This is a genomic window from Pseudomonas sp. 10S5, from assembly GCF_035019745.1.
GTDB lineage: Bacteria > Pseudomonadota > Gammaproteobacteria > Pseudomonadales > Pseudomonadaceae > Aquipseudomonas.
The window spans coordinates 180120-199076 of sequence record NZ_JASJVL010000001.1 but is presented as its reverse complement, the minus strand read 5'-3'; the positions used below and the strand labels follow the sequence as shown (position 1 = coordinate 199076).

Sequence of the window (18957 nt, the reverse complement as noted above, 5' to 3'; positions counted from 1 at the left end):
TGCCAACCCACGCTTTTCTGGATTCAAGCGAATAAATACGCTTCGACATCCATCCCGGCATCTCGCATTTGGGCCAACTTGTAACGCAAGGTCCGAGGACTGATGCCCAGCCGTTCGGCAGCCTCTTTGCGACGACCGCGTTCAGCGCGCAGAGTGTCGATAATCATTTGAAACTCACGACGCCGCAGGTCGTCACCCAGCGCACCGGCGGACTCGCTTGCAGGCGGATCGGGTAGCGAACCTTCCAGTGAGGTACGCGCCACCACAAGCAGCCGAGGCTGAGTGGGTACGCCCAACGCCGGCATCGGCGACGCCGTTATCGGACCGGCCAAGCAGAAGTCTTGAGCCTGAATCACTCCGCCCTGTTGCAGTATCAATGCGCGTTGAATCGCGTTGTCCAATTCACGCACATTGCCCGGCCACGGGTAGCTGACCAAGCATGCCTGAGCGTCCGCCGACAATCGAACGCCGGCATGCTTCATTTTATTGACGTGTTTAGACAGCAGCCGCTCAGCCAGCGGCAGAATGTCGGCGGTCCGTTCCCGCAAAGGGCGCCACGCCAAAGGGAATACCGAAATTCGATAGTAAAGATCTTCCCGAAAACGCCCAGCCGCCACTTCGCCAGCGAGATCGCGGTTAGTGGTGGCCAACACACGGATGTCCAAGGTAATGGGCTTGCGCGCACCGACGCGTTCAACTTCTCGCTCCTGCAGGACTCGCAGCAGTTTCGCTTGCAGACCCAAAGGCATTTCCGAGATTTCGTCGAGCAGAATAGTGCCGCCTTCGGCCTGCTCGAACTTGCCGGCCTGCGCCGCTATAGCGCCGGTGAAAGACCCTTTTTCGTGCCCGAACAAAGTCGCCTCAAGCATGTTGTCTGGAATCGCCGCGCAATTAATCGCAATAAACGGCTTGGTGGCGCGAGTCGACTGTTGATGAATGTAGCGGGCCAGCACCTCCTTACCCGTGCCAGATTCGCCGGAAATCAACACCGTAGAATCACTGCGCGCCACACGCGCCGCCAAGTCCAGCAATTGCGCGCTGGCAGGTTCGGCAGCCACCGGCCCTTCACCGTCGACCGGCCCCGGACGTCCCAGTGCATGGAGCGCAACCAGTTCCATCAATGCTTTGGGCTCGAACGGCTTGACCAGATAGTCCACTGCGCCCTGACGCATGGCATCTACGGCACGATCAACCGTCGCGTGCGCCGTCATCAGCAATACCGGCAACTGCGGATGGCGACTGCGCAGCGCAGTCAACAATTGGTGGCCGTCCATGCCGGGCATGTTGACGTCACTGACCACCAAACTGAACAGCTCTTCGGCCGCCGCCTCCAGCGCTTCCTCGGCAGAACCGACCGCGCGAAAATCATGACCGGCCAGCAACAGGGTTTCGCCCAATGCTTCACGCAGCGACGGGTCATCTTCGACCAGTAATACTTTGATCGCCATCAGTTGAGGCCTGTAACGATGGCAGCGGGTATCAATGGCAGGGAAATAATCGCGCAAGTGCCACGGCCCGGACGGGAGAGAAACTGTAACTGCCCCTGATGCGCACGCGTCACTGCATTGACAACCGCCAAGCCCAAACCGGTACCGGTCGCTTTGGTGGTGAAAAACGGCTCGCCAATCCGTGCCAATGCCGCGGCATCAATACCGCTGCCGTTGTCACTGATGCAGACACGAAGGGTATCGCCGCGCCCATACAGGTGTATTTTCAAGCGGGCCTTACCGGCACTGGCTTGGATCGCGTTTTCAATCAGGTTGAGCAGTGCACCCACCAAGGTGTCGCGATTGCAGAGTAATTCGCCCTCAAGCGGATCGCATTGCCAGCGCACCGGCATATCTCGCACCTGATTCTGGGCCGACGCCTGCAAGGCTTGAAACAGCTGTTGCGGTGCAAGGCGGTCGGTCATCGGCAACTCACCGCGAGCGAACACCAGCATGTCGCGCACCTGATGCTCAAGCTCGTGCAAACGCTCTTTCAAGCGGCCGGCGAACCGCTGTTGAGTCGCCACCGGCAACTCTTGCTCAGTCAAATGACTGGCGTAGATCAACGCGGCGGACAGCGGCGTGCGAATTTGATGCGCTAAAGAGGCAACCATTCGGCCCAAGGATGACAGGCGCTCGTGGCGAGCCAGCTGCTCTTGCAAATGGCGGGTTTCAGTGAGGTCGGTCAGCAGCACCAACTGACCTGGTTCAGCGTCGAGTGAACGCGTAGCAATTGACAGTCGCCGCCCGTCTTTGAGCGAAACTTCGTGACCGTCATCGTCACGCGGTGCGAAACAACGACCGATCACTCGCCACCACAATTCGCCAACCAAGGGCTCGCCCAACAAATCGCCAGCCGCCGGGTTGGCTTCACGCACTCTGCCATGGTCGTCGATGACGATCACACCGCCGGGTAACAGCGACAACAGGTTTTGCAAACGATTGGCCAACAACTCTTTCTCAGCTAACTCCTGCATCCGCTGGGCGCTGACCACGGCCAGCTCGCCTTTCAGCTCGGCAACCCGCGCTTCAAGCAAACCGTAGGAATCACTTAATTGGTTCGACATCTGATTGAACAGCGAGAATGCCTGCTCAAGACCGGCCCGACTTTCTGCTTCTAGGGACGGCTGCGCTCCGAGAGGAACGGCAGAAGACAACTGGGCGGCCTGGGGCATAGTGATCTCTCGCATGGCGAACCGTCATTAAACGGTGTGTAGCCAGTGACCTAGCAATACCCATGCCGAAAAAAAACCCCTGTATATTCAGGGGTTTAGTTATCAGGCCAAAATCCGCGCGTCAATCATCTGCCTGCTCATCGCCATCACGACGGCTCATGCCGTACTTACGCATCTTTTCCACCAATGTGGTGCGGCGTATGCGTAGCCTTTCTGCAGCACGGGCCACGATGCCATTGGCGTCGTCCAGCGCCTGTTGAATCAAGCCCTGCTCAAGTCCGCCCAGGTAATCCTTGAGGTCTAAACCTTCCGGCGGCAACAGCGCGCTGGAGGCAAAATTCGGCGTGTGTCCATTGATAGCCACCCGCTCTTCCAGGTCACTGCGCAGGCTGTCAACTAACTGCTCGTCTTCATCATCGACGTAGCGAAACTTTTTGGGCAGCTCAATAACACCGATGACTCCGTAGGGGTGCATGATCGCCATACGCTCTACGAGGTTTGCCAGTTCCCGGACGTTACCCGGCCAAGGGTGGCGGCAAAGCGACATGATGGCGGCGGAATTGAAGCGTATCGAGCCACGCTTTTCATGCTCCATGCGCGAGATCAGCTCGTTCATCAACAGCGGAATGTCTTCTACGCGCTCACGCAGCGGAGCCATTTCGATTGGAAATACGTTCAAGCGGTAATACAGGTCTTCACGGAACGTTCCGACCTCAATCATGCTTTCAAGATTTTTGTGCGTTGCAGCGATGATTCGCACGTCAACACTTTGAGTCTTGTTGCTGCCGACGCGCTCAAATGTGCGTTCTTGCAGAACGCGCAGCAGTTTGACCTGCATGGGCAGCGGCATGTCGCCAATTTCATCGAGGAACAACGTACCGCCATTAGCCAGTTCAAAGCGCCCGGCACGGCTGGTAATCGCACCGGTAAAGGCGCCCTTCTCGTGACCGAACAATTCGCTTTCGAGCAACTCTGCGGGGATCGCACCGCAATTGACCGGCACGAATGGCGCGTCGCGGCGCTTGGAGTGATAGTGCAAATTACGTGCAACCACTTCCTTGCCAGTTCCAGACTCGCCGAGGATCAGCACGCTGGCGTCGGTATCCGCGACCTGCTGCATCATTTGCCGAACATGCTGAATGGCGCGACTGGTGCCTACCAGACTGCGAAACAGGTTCGGCTCACGATGACGACCGCGCTCCCGGGCTTGGTCGTACATTTCACGATAGACCTGGGCGCGGTGCAGAGAGTCCAGCAGCTTGCTGTAGCTCGGGGGCATTTCCAGGGTAGACAGCACTCGCCGACGCAAGTCATCCGGGAGGTCAATAGAGCCCACTTCTCCCATTAACATCACAGGAAGGAACTCATCCCACCCAGCGAGTGTCTTAAGCAGCCCATGGAGAGTACTAGGTGCGCTCACAGCGCCAACCAGCACGCACAGGACTTCGCGGGTTGAGGCAAGAGGAGTAACCACCTGCTGCCAATCCTGGCTTGAACAGGCTAAATTTTCTTCACCAAGAAAATTTAAAATAACCGCCATATCACGGCGGCGCTGGCTATCGTCATCAATTAGTAGAATCTTGATTTCACGCCACATGCAATAGCAACTTCCCTAGTCAACTCAATGCCCATGAAATAAGGCAGCTTGGCGTCTAAAGCCCGTATGACAATTTAGACGTCAGAAAATGGTAAGCATCACTAGTTAAGTCAAAAAACCATACACTGTCAAATTTATGGCGCACTACTTTTCGATCCACCCAGCTTTCAGCCGAACAGATGGTAAACCTTTGTCGCGTTTTTGGCATGCTGGATCTGCGTCATCTCGTCGACTATCGCTTGACGCTCACCCATGGCGACCTCAAGCAGTTGGCGATAAACCCCTAGCAACTCTTCCAAATTACTGCGCACCGCCGTTTCGTCGAGCGGACTTTCGCTGATTACGTCATCGACACAGGCGCGGCACGCCAAGTCCAATTGACCGATAGCATTCCAGTCGCGCTCTGCCAGCGCACCGACCAAGGCTTCACGGGTTTGTTCGATACGCTGCAATGCAAGACTCATGGTGCTTCCCTCAAACAGCAGGCAGTTAGACCGCAATTGCATCCCAGCCATCTTTGACCGTGCGCAGCAGGTCAGTGACTTCATCGAGAATTTTTGGGTCATCTTTTATATTGGCTTCGGCCAAGCGAGTCATCATGTACATGTACAGGTTGTCCTGCGGCCCCAGCAATTGCGCTGAGTTGTGCATGTCCAAACCTTCGCGTAAGCCACCAACAATGTCTATGGCCTTCCCGATCAGCATGCCTTTGCCTGCGGTGTCCTTACGCTCCATGGCGCCCTTAGCCTGGGCAATACGGTCAAGGCCGCCTTCCATCAGCATTTGTACCAGACGGTGCGGACTGGCTTCAGATGTTTGGGCCTGCGCGCCAATTTTCTGATACTGCCGTAGAGCTAACATCGGATTCATGTTCTGCCTCATCACATCTCAAAATGGGTATAAAAGGCTATCGACGCAGCGTGCCGAAACTTTAGACTTCAAATGAAAAACCCGGCATGCGGATTGAACGCAGCCGGGCTTTTTCTTCAAAAGCGAACGATCAGGCTTTTGTCCCGTTCAGCGAGGCAAAGAATGCGGTAATGCTGGTTGCAGTGGCTTTGAGCTGACCAACGATCAAATCCATCGCGTTATATTTCGCGGTCAACTGAGCTGTCAGGCTGGCTGTGCGCGTGTTTAGCGCGGTCTGCCGAGCAGTCAGATCCCTTTGCTCAGAGTTCAAACTGGTAGTACGAGTAGCGAGAATACCGCCCGGTTGTGTGTAAGGCGTGAGGACAGCGGCCATACGTGTCAGCATACCGTTGACGCCTGGTGTACCATCGGCTTTGGGCGTTCCGGAAAACAGGTTCTGAACCTGACCACCCAGATTTTTGTCGTTCATCGCTGATGTAAATTTGGCGGTATCCAAGCTCAACGTCCCATCGGCTTGAGAAGTCTGAATACCCAGCTGCGACAGCACCGACAGCTTGCTGCCCGGCCCAGGCGTTACCAACACGCCCCTAAGAGAGGCAATTAGCGAGCGTGGCAATGGATCGTTCGCCATCGCGCCACCATCGCCCACAGTCCCGTTAGCCGCAATTGCACCAGGCGCTGTCAGCGTATTAATGGTTTTGGTCAACGCGTTGTAGGCACTGATGAACGTTTGCAGGGATGTCTGCAGCCCGGAAGTGTTAGTCGCGACGGCTACCGTTGAAGTTGCACCTGCACCCACCAGCAGTGTCATGCTGATCCCGCTAATAGGGGTTACGGTATTGGTGGCGCTGGACACTGCCAAGCCGTCAACGGTAAATTTCGCGTCCTGAGCAACTGCCCCGATATAACCGGCACTGCCTGAACTGCCATCCATCAACGTAGTGCCATTGATGACCAGCCCCGCAATACCACTGGTACTGAGGTCGCTGCCAGCGCCGGAAGTGGTTGAGCCCAGCACCAGACGAGAGCCATTGGCATCGGTCACGATGTTGGCTGTAACTCCGTTGCTTTTAAGGGTCGAGTTGATGGCATCCCGCGTTGACTGAAGCGTTGAGCCATCCGGAATAGTAACTTTATAAACAGTGCCATTTTGACTGATGTTCAAAGTCCCAGTCGGAATGGCACTGGATGCACCGCCAGAAAATGATGCGCTGGCGACTTTCGATCCAGTAGCCAGTTGCTGCACAGCGATAAGGTAACTGCCACTCACCGCCGTGTTATCCGACTTGGTGGTTAAAGTTGCCGGGGTCGATGAAGTAGCAGAAAAACCGGTAAACGCTGGAGCACTGGGATTGCTAAGACCGGTCAGGGCGGTCTGGAAGGTCGCCATTGCGCTTTTCAGCTGACTAACGCCTGAAAGCTTAGCCGTCACATCAGCGGTTTGAGATTTGATCTGCGTCGTATCGGCAATCGTGTCAGAAGCTACCAATGCAGACACAATCGAGCCAATATCAAGGCCTGAACCAAGGCCAGTGCTGGTAGTAATTGGACTTGCCATGTAGATGGATCTCCTTTCTTTTTACGTACGACAGTCTTTTGACCACTGTGTGGTCAACAGAACTTAACAACACAATTCATGCCAGCTTTATGCTTTGCCGTTGAACAACACGCTGCTCGCATTCTTCAAGCTGTCTGCGAGCTTCAACACTTCTTCCGAAGGGAGCTGCCGGACAACCTCGCCGGTTTCACTGGCAATTACTTTTACCACGATCTTGCCGGACCTTTCGTCGATAGAAAATTTCAGATTACGTTTGGTGGCATCCACAAATTTTTCAATCTGCTGGACGGCCTGCTTCAATTTTTCCGTGTCGGTGCTTTTGTCTGCGTGCACTTCTGCAACAGTAGCGTCCCTTGTAACGACGACCGCAGACGTCGCAGCAGATTTAACAGCGGCCGTAGTAACGGGCACGGGGGTGGGGTAAGTCGAGTTCAGCTTAACGCTCATATCCATGTCCATCACCTCCCTAAAACTAAAAAAGCGAGAAAGCACGTAAACGCACTCCCCCGCCAAAACTCATTCCGAAATTACTGAAGCAGTTTCAGTACAGCGGAAGGCAGTTGGTTAGCCTGAGCCAGAACTGCAGTGGAAGCAGACTGCAGTGTTTGCTGCTTGGTCAGGTTAGCTGTTTCAGCCGCGAAGTCGGTGTCCTGAATACGACCCAGTGCAGCGGTAGCATTCTGGTTTACGTTTTGCAGGTTACGGATGGTGCTGGCTAGACGGTTCTGCGAAGCACCCAGGTTGGCACGTGTGCTGTTGATGGTAGCCAGTGCAGCATCGATCGCGGTGATCGCGTTGTCGATGTTGCCGCTAGCGGTACCCGCAACAGAAGCAGCAGACGCAACCGAAGCAGAAGAGGCGTTTCCGGCGACTGCAGCAGATGAAGGAGAAGAAGCAGTAGATGCTGAGGATGGAACAGCAGCGACTGAAGCACTAGTAGCAGTAGATGCTACGGAAGGAGAACCAGCGTTAGCAGCCGCAGAAGGAGAAGAAGCAGCAGATGCAGCAGATGCAGCAGATGCTACGGAAGCTGAAGACGCTACAGCCTGAGTATCGGAAGTACCCGAAACAGAGACGGAGGCGCTGGCAACAGACAACGAGGCGGCGTCGAACTTGTTACCCAAGGCCAGGTTAATGTGGTTAGCAGAGCCGGTTTCAGAACCGACTTGCAGGATCAGGTTACCCGCTGAGCCGTCCAGCAAATTCTTGCCGTTCAAGCTGGTGCTTGCAGCGATACGGGTCAATTCGTCAGACATTTGACCGAATTCAGCGTTCAGAGCCACACGGTCCGAGCTGCTGTTACTGTCGTTTCGTGACTGAACCGACAATTCACGCATACGCTGCAGAATGTTGGTCGATTCTTGCAGCGCGCCTTCAGCGGTCTGCGCCATCGAGATACCGTCGTTAGCGTTTTTAATTGCTACAGTCTGGCCACGAATTTGGCTGGTTTCACGGTTAGCAATCTGCAGGCCGGCAGCGTCATCTTTAGCGCTGTTGATTTTCAGGCCGGAAGACAGACGAGTCATCGCGGAGGTCAGTGCGTCAGACGCTTTGTTCAGGTTGTTCTGTACTGCCAAGGAGGCAATGTTTGTGTTTACGCCTAACATAATGAATTCCTCATCGATTGGGGTAATGCGGCTTCCGGCCCTGGCAACCGCCGGGTTGGCTAGAGAACCTTCATGATGGTTATCGTCGAGACAGCACGGACCTTGAGGGGTTTTTTAAAAAATATTGCCATTACCCTGACATCCCTACACTTGTCGGGGGCTGCAGCGCTATTTGCCTCGTCGTCCATTACCGGTTCAAACCATCAATTTCCAATCTGTGAGGCCTGACGTCCCAAAAGGACGCCAGGGTTGAAACATATCCGAAGACGTTTTTTTACTGAAGCAACTTCAGAATGGCGGCCGGCAATTGATTGGCTTGCGCCAAAATCGCTGTGGACGCTTGCTGCAGAATTTGCTGCTTAGTGAGTTCGGCGGTTTCTGCGGCGTAGTCGACATCCTGAATCTGCCCCCGAGAAAACGTCGCGTTATGCACCATGTTGGTCAGGTTCGAGATGGTGCTGGTCAGGCGGTTTTGCTTGGCCCCCAACTCGGCGCGGGCGCTGTTGATTTTTTGCAGCGCCGCGTCGATCGCTTTAAGGGTTGAATCCAGGTTGTCGGAAATGGCCTTGTCGATTAAGGGCTTCTTCTTATCCAGGTCAACTTTTAGTGCTGCGTCGGCCACGTTCTTCTCCTCTTGGGCAGCTGCGACTTCGGCTAACTTCGCCTCATAGGCAGCGGCGGCTGGGTCAGGCGCTGGGGGGGTGCCGCCAGGCGGGGTGACGGCTGGCGCGGGCGGGATGGGCAACGCGGCCAGCTCCTCCCTCAGGAGGTCCAGCGCCTTGGTTTTGTCAGCAACAGCGGCCTCCAGCACATCATCGCCCGTGGTCTTGCGACTGCCTTTCCCGTCGATTGAAAACGCCGTGTACTCACCCGCCACGATGCCCTTGGAACCGGTGGTAGTAGCGTCTTCCTGGACCCCAGCGACATTTTTAGCCGCCACAAACAATGACTCTGAGGAAAAGTCGTCGGACAGCGAGAGACTGATCTTCTCGTTAGAACCTGCGTTAGCCCCGACTTGAAAGGTCAAGGTGCCCGCACTGCCGTCCATTACGTTCAAATCGCCACCGAAGGTCACGGACTTAGAAGCCCGGGTGAGTTCCTCCAGATTTTGTTTGAACTCGGCATTAAGGGCGATGCGCTCTTTGGGACCGTTATTGCCGTTTTGAGACTGAATCGTTAACTCGCGCATCCGCTGCAACTGGCTGGCTGATTTGTCCATCGCCCCTTCGGCGGTTTGAGCGATAGAGATGGCGTTGCCTGCGTTTCGGATGGCAACGGTCATGCCTCGAATTTGCGTGGTTAGTCGACTGGCAATCTGCATCCCGGCTGCATCGTCTTTAGCGCTATTAATGCGCAAGCCGGAAGACAAGCGGGACATGGTGGTGTTCACCGAATCAGAGCTCTGGCTCAGACTGTTCTGAACCGACAATGAAGCGGTATTGGTGTTGATAGTTAAAGCCATAGTGATTTCCTCAGATAACGATTGCTGGCGTTCAAAAGCGGGCTGCATCCGGCATGCCCTGAACACCTACAAAGTGTTTATCGGAAGAATAACAAGTGGCTTTAATGTGCTTTTTAAGATTATTTTGGAATTAATAAGCACAAATACCCGACGTATGTAGGGTATTTAGGTTATAAGCACCGATTTTATAAGGATTTATTTTTGGGTGAAAAAATATAAAAAAAGAGAGAGTAAAGCTGGAAAAGGTGAGCTGATAGACACTGATCGATGGTCGCATCAAGCCATTCAAAAATTCATGGGCATAACCCCAACAACTCAACCAATTCAAATTCGAGATAGTCCGCCATACCCAGTACGTCGCGCTTCTCCTGATGGGCCAACATTACTGTCAGCAAAAGGAGCCATTTCTGTTGCACTTTGGCCGGCTCTTCAGAAAACAGCGGCATCAGCCGGGTGAACAGCTCGACCATTTCCGACGCCGCCTCGACATCCCGTCCCAATCGAAACAGCCCAGCGCACTGGCGCGCTGCCAGGATCAGCTCCGGTGCAGCGTTCATTGGCAAAATTCCGGGTCGTAGGTGGTGCCCGCAATCATGGCACCTGCCCTACTGCTGTTGAGAAAGCGCACCTGAGGATGTGCGGCAATGTAACGCTCCAGCACGGCGAGGTAGCCACGGAAGTTGAGCTGCGTCTTGACCCGTTGCCCATGACCATCGAGCACCCAATGTTTGGCCAGGTCCGCGCCGGGGCCCAAATCACCGTCATTCCAACCCGCATGGGTTTTATTCATTGGAAAGGCGAAGTCGGCACCGAACAAAGTGATCTGTGCGGCCCCCATTTTCACCGCCAGGTCCACCGCAGGGTGCATCACGCTGCCGCCCACATTGAGTTGTGCTTTGCTGAGCTGTTGGCGCAGTTCGGCATAGATCGGGCTGACGGAATAGGCGGTGTAGCGCTTCCCTCGCCAGCCCTGCACTACGCTTGGGTTGCTCATGGGCACGTAGACCAGCGGCAGATCGTCTGAGCCCTCTAGCGGCAGATGCCGCAGCGTGATGTTTTTATCGACGGTGACCACCAGGTCCGGCTTGATGCCGTGCTCCAGCAACGGCCGATAGGCCGTATCGACACTGATGAAGAGCGGTCGGGGCGACTGCGCACGGAGAGCCAAGAGCTTTTCAAAGTGCAATTCCAGGGTTGGCCCGGTGCCGATCACGTAAACATCACGCCCCGGCTGCGTAGCGAAAAGCTCAGCGACGTCCGCATCACCGCGCACGCATTCAAGGTTGTCCTGCAAACGCTGGAGGATCTCAGGAGCCTGCGGGTCGAAATGGCGGTTATTGAAGCTCAAGTGCACTTCGCTGATCAGCCGATCGCGAATTCTGGCATTTAGCCCATCCGCCAACTCGAGTTCACCCGGCAACGCAAAGAACGGCAACTGGATATCCGGGCAGTCAGCCGCGTAGCAAAGCGCTACCCGAGGATCATTCAGCCATGCCGTTTGGTCGAGCAGTTCAAGCACCCGCTTGAACAGCCCGCCATTGAGGATATGGACGTGTAAACGCTCAAGGGCTGGACGCTCAAGCAACACCCGTTGCAGATCGCCTAGGCCGGTGCCATAAACGTGCAACAGCGGACTTTCAACAGTAAGGATGGCAGCCTGAAGCCGCGCCTCAGCGTCGCGGTCATGACGACTGGTCAGTTGGATGCCGCCGGTTCTCAGGGTTGAGTCCAGCCCTTGCACCCACTCAATCTGCAATGCCTCACCCTCTTCGGCTACTAGGCGGGACAACACCGTCGGCCAACGACGACCCAGGACTGCGGCATTTTGCTGAAAACATTCGCTCATGCGGCCTCGCTCAAACCCTGCGCAAAAAAATAGCGCTTCAGGTTACCTCACCTGAAGCGCCACTTAGCTGTCGGCTGCCCTTACGGGCGGTGGAGAATCGCCGATCCCCACGACAAGCCCACCCCGAAACCGCTGATTGCCACGCGTCTCCAGGTTGAATTCAATACATGCTTCTCTAGCAACAGCGGAATACTCGACGACACGGTGTTCCCGGTCTCAAGCATGTCCTTGATGAATTTTTCTGGCTCGCCTTCGAAGCGCCGTGCCACGGCATCGACAATGGCCGCACTGCCTTGGTGAATGCAGTAAGCGTCAATGTCGTTGCCTGTCAGGCCTGACTCGTCGAGCAGCTCATGCAAATGCGCAGGGACTTTCACTAACGCGAAATTGAACACTTGACGGCCGTTCATGAAAAACACGCCATTGCTGACTTTCAGATGCGGTGCACCCGAGCCGTCGGTACCAAACTTGGCCTTGCCCAACTGCCAAGCCGCGTCTTCGCCTATCCAGGTCGCGGTGGCCGCGTCACCGAACAGCATGGTGGTGTTGCGGTCTTGCGGGTCGACAATTTTCGAATACGGGTCAGCGGTCACCAGCAGGCCGTTTTTCATGCCCGTGGCCTCCATGAAGCCTTTGATCGCGTAGATGCCGTAGACGTAACCCGAGCAGCCGAGGGAAATATCGAAGGCGGCGACGGTGGTGGGCAACCCCAGCTTGTCCTGAACGATGGCCGCCGTGTGAGGCAGGCCTTCTTCGTCACCGTTCTGGGTGACGACGATCAGTACATCAATGGATTCGCGCTTGAGATCCGGGTTGTTCGCAAACAACGCATTCACCGCTTCCACACACAGGTCCGATGTTTCTTGCTCGGCGTCTTTGCGCGGCAGGAAGGCAGAGCCGATCTTGCCGAGGATGAAGTCTTCGTTCTTATCGAACTTGGCACCTTGTGCGTAGTTATCGACGCCAGCTACGGGCACGTAACTCGCTATGCTTTTTATGCCAATCATTATGGCTTCCCAATCATGAGCTGCTGAATACCACCACTCGCGAATGTCAAGGGTGCTTTCAATCAGAAATTATGTCGTCTCAAGGCGCGACAACGAGAGAGAGTAAAGGGCTACCACTGGACCTTTAGAAGAGCCAGGCGCCATCATCCCCGGTCAATACAATACAGTGAAGATGCGCGTTATGACTCACAGGTCACGCTATTTTGCCGAATGATCGACAAATGCCGTTATTCGACCATCGACCAGTCCAAGGGCGTACCCCGTTTCAACCCATGTTTGGCACGCCGACCGATGACCGCGTCGCTGTGTTTGGGCGCTAATCCGAGGCCGGGGCGGATGGCCCGCAGATTGTCGGCGCTGAACAATTCACCCGCCTCCATGTCTTGGGTGACATACAACGACCGACGATAAACCAGCGACTTACGCTCGGCCTCCGTCACGCCGTAATGCACCTGCCCCATGGCTTGCCAGGCACGCTTGGTTTCAACCACCAGGCTCGCCAACTCCGCCGGTTCCAACGAAAAACTGGCGTCAACCCCGCCTGCAGAACGGTCAAGAGTAAAGTGCTTTTCAATCACAGTTGCCCCCAGCGCTACCGCCGCAACAGAAACGCCAACGCCCATGGAGTGATCGGACAGCCCCACTTCGCAACCGAACAGTTCGCGCAAGTGTGGAATCGTCCGCAGGTGGCTGTTCACTGGCGAAGCGGGGTAAGTGCTGGTGCATTTGAGCAGGATCAAGTCTTTGCACCCGGCCGCACGGGCAGCACGGACGCTTTCGTCTAACTCGGCAACGCTGGCCATGCCGGTGGACATGATCATCGGTTTGCCGGTGGTGGCTACACGACGAATCAACGGCAAATCGGTGTTTTCAAAACTGGCGATTTTGTAGGCCGGAACCTCCAGGCTTTCCAGGAAGTCCACTGCACTTTCATCGAAGGGCGTCGAGAACGCCAGCATGCCCAGCGCTTTGGCCCGGGCGAAAATCGGCGCGTGCCATTCCCAGGGCGTATGGGCTTTTTCGTACAGCGTATACAACGATGAGCCCGCCCACAGGCTGTCCGGGTCTTTGATGAAAAACTCGCCGTGATCAAGGTTCAGGGTCATGGTGTCGGCGGTGTAGGTTTGCAGTTTCAGGGCGTGAGCACCGGCTTTTGCCGCCGCCTCAACGATTTGCAGTGCAACCTCCAACGACTGGTTATGGTTACCGCTCATCTCGGCAATGATAAACGGTACCGATCCAGCACCAATCGAGCGTTGGCCAATCTTGATGCTAGTCATCTGAATGATCCTTTAAAACGCGCTCGAAGCGGCAATCGGCTTGGGCGTACCCAGCCTCTCGAAACAGACGGATTGACGCTTGATTGGCGGGCAGTACCCGAGCCTCAATAGCCTGTAATTGAGGCCAATGACACCGAGCGAAGTGTTCACCCTTTAGCAACAGCGCCCGGCCCCAACCGAGCCCAAAGCGGCCGTCGAGCAGATAGACCGAGACCTCGGCTCGCTCGCCAGTGAGATCGTAACGTAAAACCCCTACCGGCCCGTCGCGCGCTTCGGCGATCAACAATACTCGCTGAACATTACTGAGCGTGGCCGCCAGCCAAGCGAGATGTTTGTGCCAGTCGATTAATTGAGAGTGCCCCGAGCGTTGGCGAACAGGCTGCGCGTTGCGTCCGTCAAACAGTAAACGTGCATCGGCCATGGTTGCCAAACGCACCTGCAAAAACTCACCCTCCAGTGCCACCGCGACACGCCTTGCGCCTTGGCCATCAACCATCTGACGCGAGCGCTCGGCAAAGCTCTGGCGTAAGCCGTGATTCGTCACTAGCACACCAATGGCGTCGCGCAGCAGCTCGACCGAAACGCTTTCACACGGCCCCAGATACAAGTGTGCGCCGACGGCGGCCATAGCTTGGGCGTTGGCCTGTTGATTGGCCGCCACCGCAATACAGATAGTCGGCAGCCCTAAAGCCGCTCGCTCCCAACTGGTGCCGCCGCCCGCACCAATAAACAGATCCGCGTGCGCCATTAGTTCAGCAAAGTGCTCGGTATGGGTCTGTAAGCGCCAGGTCGGACGCGTACTGGCCATGGCCTGCATAGAGGACCCTTTTGGGTTGCCGGTGCCTGCGATGAAATCAACCTCCAGCTCATGAAAGTCGACAAGCGCCAACATGGCTTTCCACGTCTCACCCGCCGCATCGAAGCCACCGAAATTCACCAGAATCCGTTTTGCCTGCGGCCGAATCGGTACCGGGGGGCGCTTGAACTCGTCACGAATCATCGCAAAGCGTGGACCCAATAAGCATCGGCATGCGGGGGTAGTCCAGGGATCGTACGCCTCGGGTGTGCCGCTGAAATTCTGGTCGAGCAGTAAATCCGTAGCGTGACGGCGATTGGCCAAGTCATCGATGGCCGCAATTTTTAATCCCCATTGCCGCGCTGCGGTCTGCCACTGATGGTCCAGGCCGTAATGATCGACGATGATCCAATCGAAGCACTCATCCACTGGCAACACCTGTTGCAGCGCTGCAATATCGGCCTGCCAGGGCAATGCAGCTTCAATGTCTTGTCCGGCATCGGACGTTTCGGCATACGCCGCTGGCAAGGCATAGGTGCGCCAACCTTGAGCCGTTAACCGGTCAAGCAAATGCCCCGGCAGTAAACGACAGGCAAAGCTCACCTGCGCACCGCTGTCGCGCAACACCGTTGCCAGGGTCAGGCAGCGCGCAATATGGCCGCTGCCAATGGCATGGGACGCGTCGGCTCGAATCAGGACGTTCACGGCTCCAGCTCCCCGCCCGCAAGCAAGGCGGCGTAAAGGTATTCAGCCCGAGTCCAGTCTTCTTCGTTGTCGATGTCCTGAACCAAATGCCGAGGCAGGATAACCGGCAGACTTTGCTCGGAAAACAACACATCACCACGCAGCCACGCCTCGCTGTGCCCCCAATAAAATTGCCCGGCGTCTTGATAGGCCACGGGCAAATCTTGCGAGCGGGTTTCCCGGAATTGCGGATACATCGATTGCAAGGCGCCCTCCTCGGTCAACCCCAAGGCCCGCTGCACAGCGAAACCAAAACCGCAGACCGAGAAAGCATAGGATTTGTCGGGGTGCTGCTTCAGGAGGGTCAATCCTTCAGCCAGGTAGCGGGCTTGCAGTAACGGCGCGGTGGCATAAATGCAGCACGCATACTCGAAGCGCTGGCCTTGTTCCTGGAGCGTCGTCAGCGAATGAACAATAACCGCTGCCGTGCCCGTGAAATCGTCGGCCAAATGCGCCGGGCGCATGAACGGCATCTGCGCTCCATTCGCCCTGGCTATCGCTGCAATTTCATCGTCATCCGTACTAACCACGACCTGATCGAACAACCCGCATTTAAGCGCGGCGCGTATCGACCAGACGATCATCGGTTCGCCGTTGAACAGCTTGAGATTCTTGCGCGCAATCCGTTTGCTGCCGCCCCGGGCCGGGATTATCGCCACCGCTGTCATAGGCGTTTTTCCAGCAGAAACCAGTTGATGTCGTCCGTGGGAAATTGCGGATCGCGGTGGTAACTGAAGCCGTAATCCAGCAGTTGCAGATCCGGGTAACTGTCAAGCATTTCACCGGCGAAATCACGCTTGAACAACTTGCCGCTATTGCCGCGATAGGCCACTTCTACCGGCACCGGGTTGTAGTACTCGCAGATTAAAATGTAGCGCTGGCTTAGGCCGTGCAGTTGCGCGTAGGCCGTGGGTAGTAACTCGGGCGCCAAGTGAATCAGCACGCCTTTGCTCAGCGTCAGGTCGAAGGTTCGGTCATGGGGATAGTCGAACAACGAACCGTGCCATACATCACCAATGCCCAGCGCTTGAGCGCAGACGTGAGCGTGTGCGTTGATCTCGACGCCATGCAACTCGCAGCTCGGAAATAATTGATGCAGCGCCTGCAGGTTATTGCCCGTGTTGGTGCCCAGTTCTAACAGGCTGTCGAGCCGCAAAGTGCGCGCCAGCGCCTTGGCGAATAACGCCAGGTTGGCAGCGGTCAGCGGCTGGCCTTGATTGCGCCTCACGTACTGATCACCGAAGTTGCCCTGCCAGAACTGTTCTTGCTCACTCAAGTCACGCATCGATCATTCTCATCAACTAATCGCACAACGCTTAGGCCAAAAGGCGGCGCAGCTGCTCGATTACATAGTCTTGTTGCTCATCGGTCAGATCAGGGAACAGCGGCAAGCTGACTGCTTCACCGAAATAACCTTCGGCCACCGGAAAATCACCCTCGCCAAAGCCTAAGCCTTGGTAATAAGGCTGCAAATGCACTGGAATGTAATGCAAGTTCACGCCGATACCCGCCGCCCGCATAGCGTCGAACAGCTCTCGCTGGCTGAGTGTAAGCCGATCAAAATGTACCCGCACCACATAGAGATGCCACGCTGATTCAGCGCCGGATTGTGAGCTTGGTAATTGCATAGGAAGCCCGGCCAACAGTCGCTCGTAACGAGCCGCCAACTGACGCCGCCGCGCAATAAAACCCTCGATCCGGGCTATTTGCGACAGCCCCAGCGCGGCGTGCAAGTCCGTCATTCGATAGTTGAACCCCAGCTCGACTTGTTGGTAATACCAAAGCCCTTCGCTCGGCACCGACATCTGTGCTGGGTCTGCGGTAATCCCATGGCTGCGCAACCGACGTAAACGCTCGGCCAATTCCGGTCGATTAGTCAGGACCATGCCGCCTTCGCCCGAGGTAATGATTTTCACCGGATGAAAGCTGAAAATGGTCATCGCCGCGTACGCGCCACAGCCTACAGGACGCCCAAGGTACGTCGCGCCGACGGCATGGGATGCGTCTTCAATTAACGTAAATCCATAACGCTCAGCCAGTGCCGCCATCGCGCGCAGGTCACAGCTTTGGCCGGAAAAGGCGACCGCCACCACTACCTTGGGCAATGTCCCAGCGGCCTCGGCAGCGATGAGCTTTTTCGCCAGCACATCCGCATCGAGGTTCCAGGTCAGCGGGTCGATGTCGACAAAATCGACCTTGGCGCCGCAATAGCGTCCGCAGTTGGCGGAGGCCACAAAGGTATTGGGCGTGGTCCATAACCAATCGCCCTCGCTCAACCCCGCAGCCAGACACGCAATGTGCAGCGCTGCGGTGGCATTGCACACCGCCACCGCAAAATCAGCCTCGCAGCGCTCGGCCATTGCCGCTTCAAAGCGTTCAATGGTCGGGCCTTGAGTCAGCCACGGCGATTTAAGAACCGCCACTACGGCGTCGATGTCCGTTTGGTCGATGTTCTGTCGCCCATAAGGAATCGAAAAGGTGCTCATGCCGGTAGCTCGACCGGCAGCTGGGGAGGTGACTCTTCGTGCAGGGCTGAAATCTGCCCCACACTCACAAATTCGGGGTTGATGTCGGAACGGTATTCAAAATCTTCATCCACCGCCACACCCTGCTCACCCACACCGTCGATGGCAAAATCGACATCGACGCTGGTGAAGCGAATCGACGGTTGAATGGTGTAGTGATCCTTGAACTCTATGGTCATGCGCGCGTCGTCCAACGGCACCATCAGTTCATGAAGCTTTTCACCGGGACGGATACCGACAATCGTGTGCGGCAAATGCGCTGCCATGCCTTTGGCCAAATCCACCACCCGTATCGAGGGAATTTTCGGCACAAACACTTCGCCGCCGTGCATCCGGGCAAAGCTGTCGAGTACAAATTGCACACCATGATCGAGGGTGATCCAGAAGCGTGTCATCCGGACATCAGTGATCGGCAGTTCCCGCGCACCTTCGCTGATCAGCTTGCTGAAAAACGGCACCACTGAGCCTCGGGAACCCGCCACGTTGCCATAACGCACCACCGAGAAACGCGTCGATTGGTCGCCGGCAATATTGTTCGCCGCGACGAACAATTTGTCTGACAGCAACTTGGTTGCGCCATACAAATTGATCGGGCTGGCGGCCTTGTCCGTGGACAAGGCAATCACCCGTTTCACCCCGTTATCAATGGCGGCGGCAATAATATTTTCCGCGCCATTGACGTTGGTTCGGATGAACTCCGTCGGATTGTATTCCGCCGCTGGTACCTGCTTAAGGGCCGCGGCATGTACCACGTAATCGATCCCTCGCATTGCCACCCGCAAACGCTCGGCATCGCGCACATCGCCAAGAAAATAACGCATGCACGGTGCATTGAACGTTTGCTGCATTTCGTACTGCTTGAGCTCGTCGCGTGAAAACACCACGACGCGCTTGGGCTGATACTGCTCTAGCAAGCGGCGAATGAAATTACGGCCGAATGAACCCGTGCCGCCTGAGATAAAAATCGATTTGCCGTTGAACATGCTGTGAGTCCTTAGACCGA

18 protein-coding genes are annotated in these 18957 nt (G+C 56.0%); all 18 read right to left on the bottom strand.

Going from position 1 to position 18957, the window contains the following annotated elements; translation table 11 throughout:
- Positions 1-23: 23 nt before the first annotated feature.
- Positions 24-1448 carry a sigma-54 dependent transcriptional regulator gene (locus QN378_RS00895; protein ID WP_322204065.1) on the bottom strand — a complete coding sequence of 475 codons (1425 nt, stop codon included), beginning with the start codon at positions 1446-1448 and terminating at the stop codon, positions 24-26.
- Positions 1448-2662 (bottom strand): sensor histidine kinase, encoded by a 1215-nt coding sequence (locus QN378_RS00890; protein ID WP_322204067.1) that lies wholly within the window; start codon positions 2660-2662, stop codon positions 1448-1450. The genes QN378_RS00895 and QN378_RS00890 overlap by 1 nt, the downstream gene beginning before the upstream one ends.
- 121 nt (positions 2663-2783) lie before the next feature.
- Positions 2784-4259 (bottom strand): sigma-54 dependent transcriptional regulator, encoded by a 1476-nt coding sequence (locus tag QN378_RS00885; RefSeq protein WP_322204069.1) that lies wholly within the window; start codon positions 4257-4259, stop codon positions 2784-2786.
- 167 nt (positions 4260-4426) lie between these two features.
- Positions 4427-4723: a flagellar protein FliT gene (locus tag QN378_RS00880; protein WP_322204071.1), complete on the bottom strand. Its 297-nt coding sequence runs from the start codon at positions 4721-4723 to the stop codon at positions 4427-4429.
- A gap of 25 nt (positions 4724-4748) precedes the next feature.
- Positions 4749-5129 carry a flagellar export chaperone FliS gene (gene fliS, locus QN378_RS00875; protein WP_322204073.1) on the bottom strand — a complete coding sequence of 127 codons (381 nt, stop codon included), beginning with the start codon at positions 5127-5129 and terminating at the stop codon, positions 4749-4751.
- A gap of 130 nt (positions 5130-5259) precedes the next feature.
- Positions 5260-6687 (bottom strand): flagellar filament capping protein FliD, encoded by a 1428-nt coding sequence (gene fliD, locus QN378_RS00870; RefSeq protein ID WP_322204076.1) that lies wholly within the window; start codon positions 6685-6687, stop codon positions 5260-5262.
- Between the two features lie 87 nt (positions 6688-6774).
- Positions 6775-7140: a flagellar protein FlaG gene (locus QN378_RS00865; RefSeq protein ID WP_322204078.1), complete on the bottom strand. Its 366-nt coding sequence runs from the start codon at positions 7138-7140 to the stop codon at positions 6775-6777.
- A gap of 74 nt (positions 7141-7214) precedes the next feature.
- Positions 7215-8297, bottom strand: coding sequence for a flagellin (locus QN378_RS00860; RefSeq protein WP_322206882.1), 1083 nt, complete (start codon positions 8295-8297; stop codon positions 7215-7217).
- A 271-nt stretch (positions 8298-8568) separates the two neighbouring features.
- A complete protein-coding gene (locus tag QN378_RS00855) occupies positions 8569-9756 on the bottom strand; it encodes a flagellin (RefSeq protein ID WP_322204080.1) in 1188 nt (395 codons plus the stop codon).
- A gap of 293 nt (positions 9757-10049) precedes the next feature.
- Positions 10050-10313, bottom strand: coding sequence for a hypothetical protein (locus tag QN378_RS00850; RefSeq protein WP_322204082.1), 264 nt, complete (start codon positions 10311-10313; stop codon positions 10050-10052).
- The gene (locus QN378_RS00845; protein ID WP_322204084.1) at positions 10310-11602 is read right to left on the bottom strand and encodes a motility associated factor glycosyltransferase family protein; all 1293 of its coding nucleotides are present in this window, start codon (positions 11600-11602) and stop codon (positions 10310-10312) included. The genes QN378_RS00850 and QN378_RS00845 overlap by 4 nt, the downstream gene beginning before the upstream one ends.
- An 80-nt stretch (positions 11603-11682) precedes the next feature.
- Positions 11683-12609: a ketoacyl-ACP synthase III gene (locus QN378_RS00840; RefSeq protein WP_322204086.1), complete on the bottom strand. Its 927-nt coding sequence runs from the start codon at positions 12607-12609 to the stop codon at positions 11683-11685.
- Positions 12610-12836: 227 nt separating this feature from the next.
- Positions 12837-13889, bottom strand: a complete 1053-nt coding sequence (gene pseI / locus QN378_RS00835; protein WP_323549524.1) for a pseudaminic acid synthase — start codon at positions 13887-13889, stop codon at positions 12837-12839.
- Entirely contained in the window at positions 13882-15390 is a 1509-nt protein-coding gene (gene pseG, locus QN378_RS00830) for a UDP-2,4-diacetamido-2,4,6-trideoxy-beta-L-altropyranose hydrolase (RefSeq protein WP_322204090.1), read from the bottom strand. The genes pseI and pseG overlap by 8 nt, the downstream gene beginning before the upstream one ends.
- The gene (pseF, locus tag QN378_RS00825) at positions 15387-16097 is read right to left on the bottom strand and encodes a pseudaminic acid cytidylyltransferase (protein ID WP_323549522.1); all 711 of its coding nucleotides are present in this window, start codon (positions 16095-16097) and stop codon (positions 15387-15389) included. The genes pseG and pseF overlap by 4 nt, the downstream gene beginning before the upstream one ends.
- Positions 16094-16714: a pseudaminic acid biosynthesis-associated methylase gene (locus tag QN378_RS00820; RefSeq protein WP_322204094.1), complete on the bottom strand. Its 621-nt coding sequence runs from the start codon at positions 16712-16714 to the stop codon at positions 16094-16096. The genes pseF and QN378_RS00820 overlap by 4 nt, the downstream gene beginning before the upstream one ends.
- 31 nt (positions 16715-16745) lie before the next feature.
- Entirely contained in the window at positions 16746-17915 is a 1170-nt protein-coding gene (pseC, locus tag QN378_RS00815) for a UDP-4-amino-4,6-dideoxy-N-acetyl-beta-L-altrosamine transaminase (RefSeq protein WP_322204096.1), read from the bottom strand.
- Positions 17912-18937 carry a UDP-N-acetylglucosamine 4,6-dehydratase (inverting) gene (gene pseB, locus QN378_RS00810; RefSeq protein WP_323549519.1) on the bottom strand — a complete coding sequence of 342 codons (1026 nt, stop codon included), beginning with the start codon at positions 18935-18937 and terminating at the stop codon, positions 17912-17914. The genes pseC and pseB overlap by 4 nt, the downstream gene beginning before the upstream one ends.
- Positions 18938-18957: the final 20 nt, after the last annotated feature.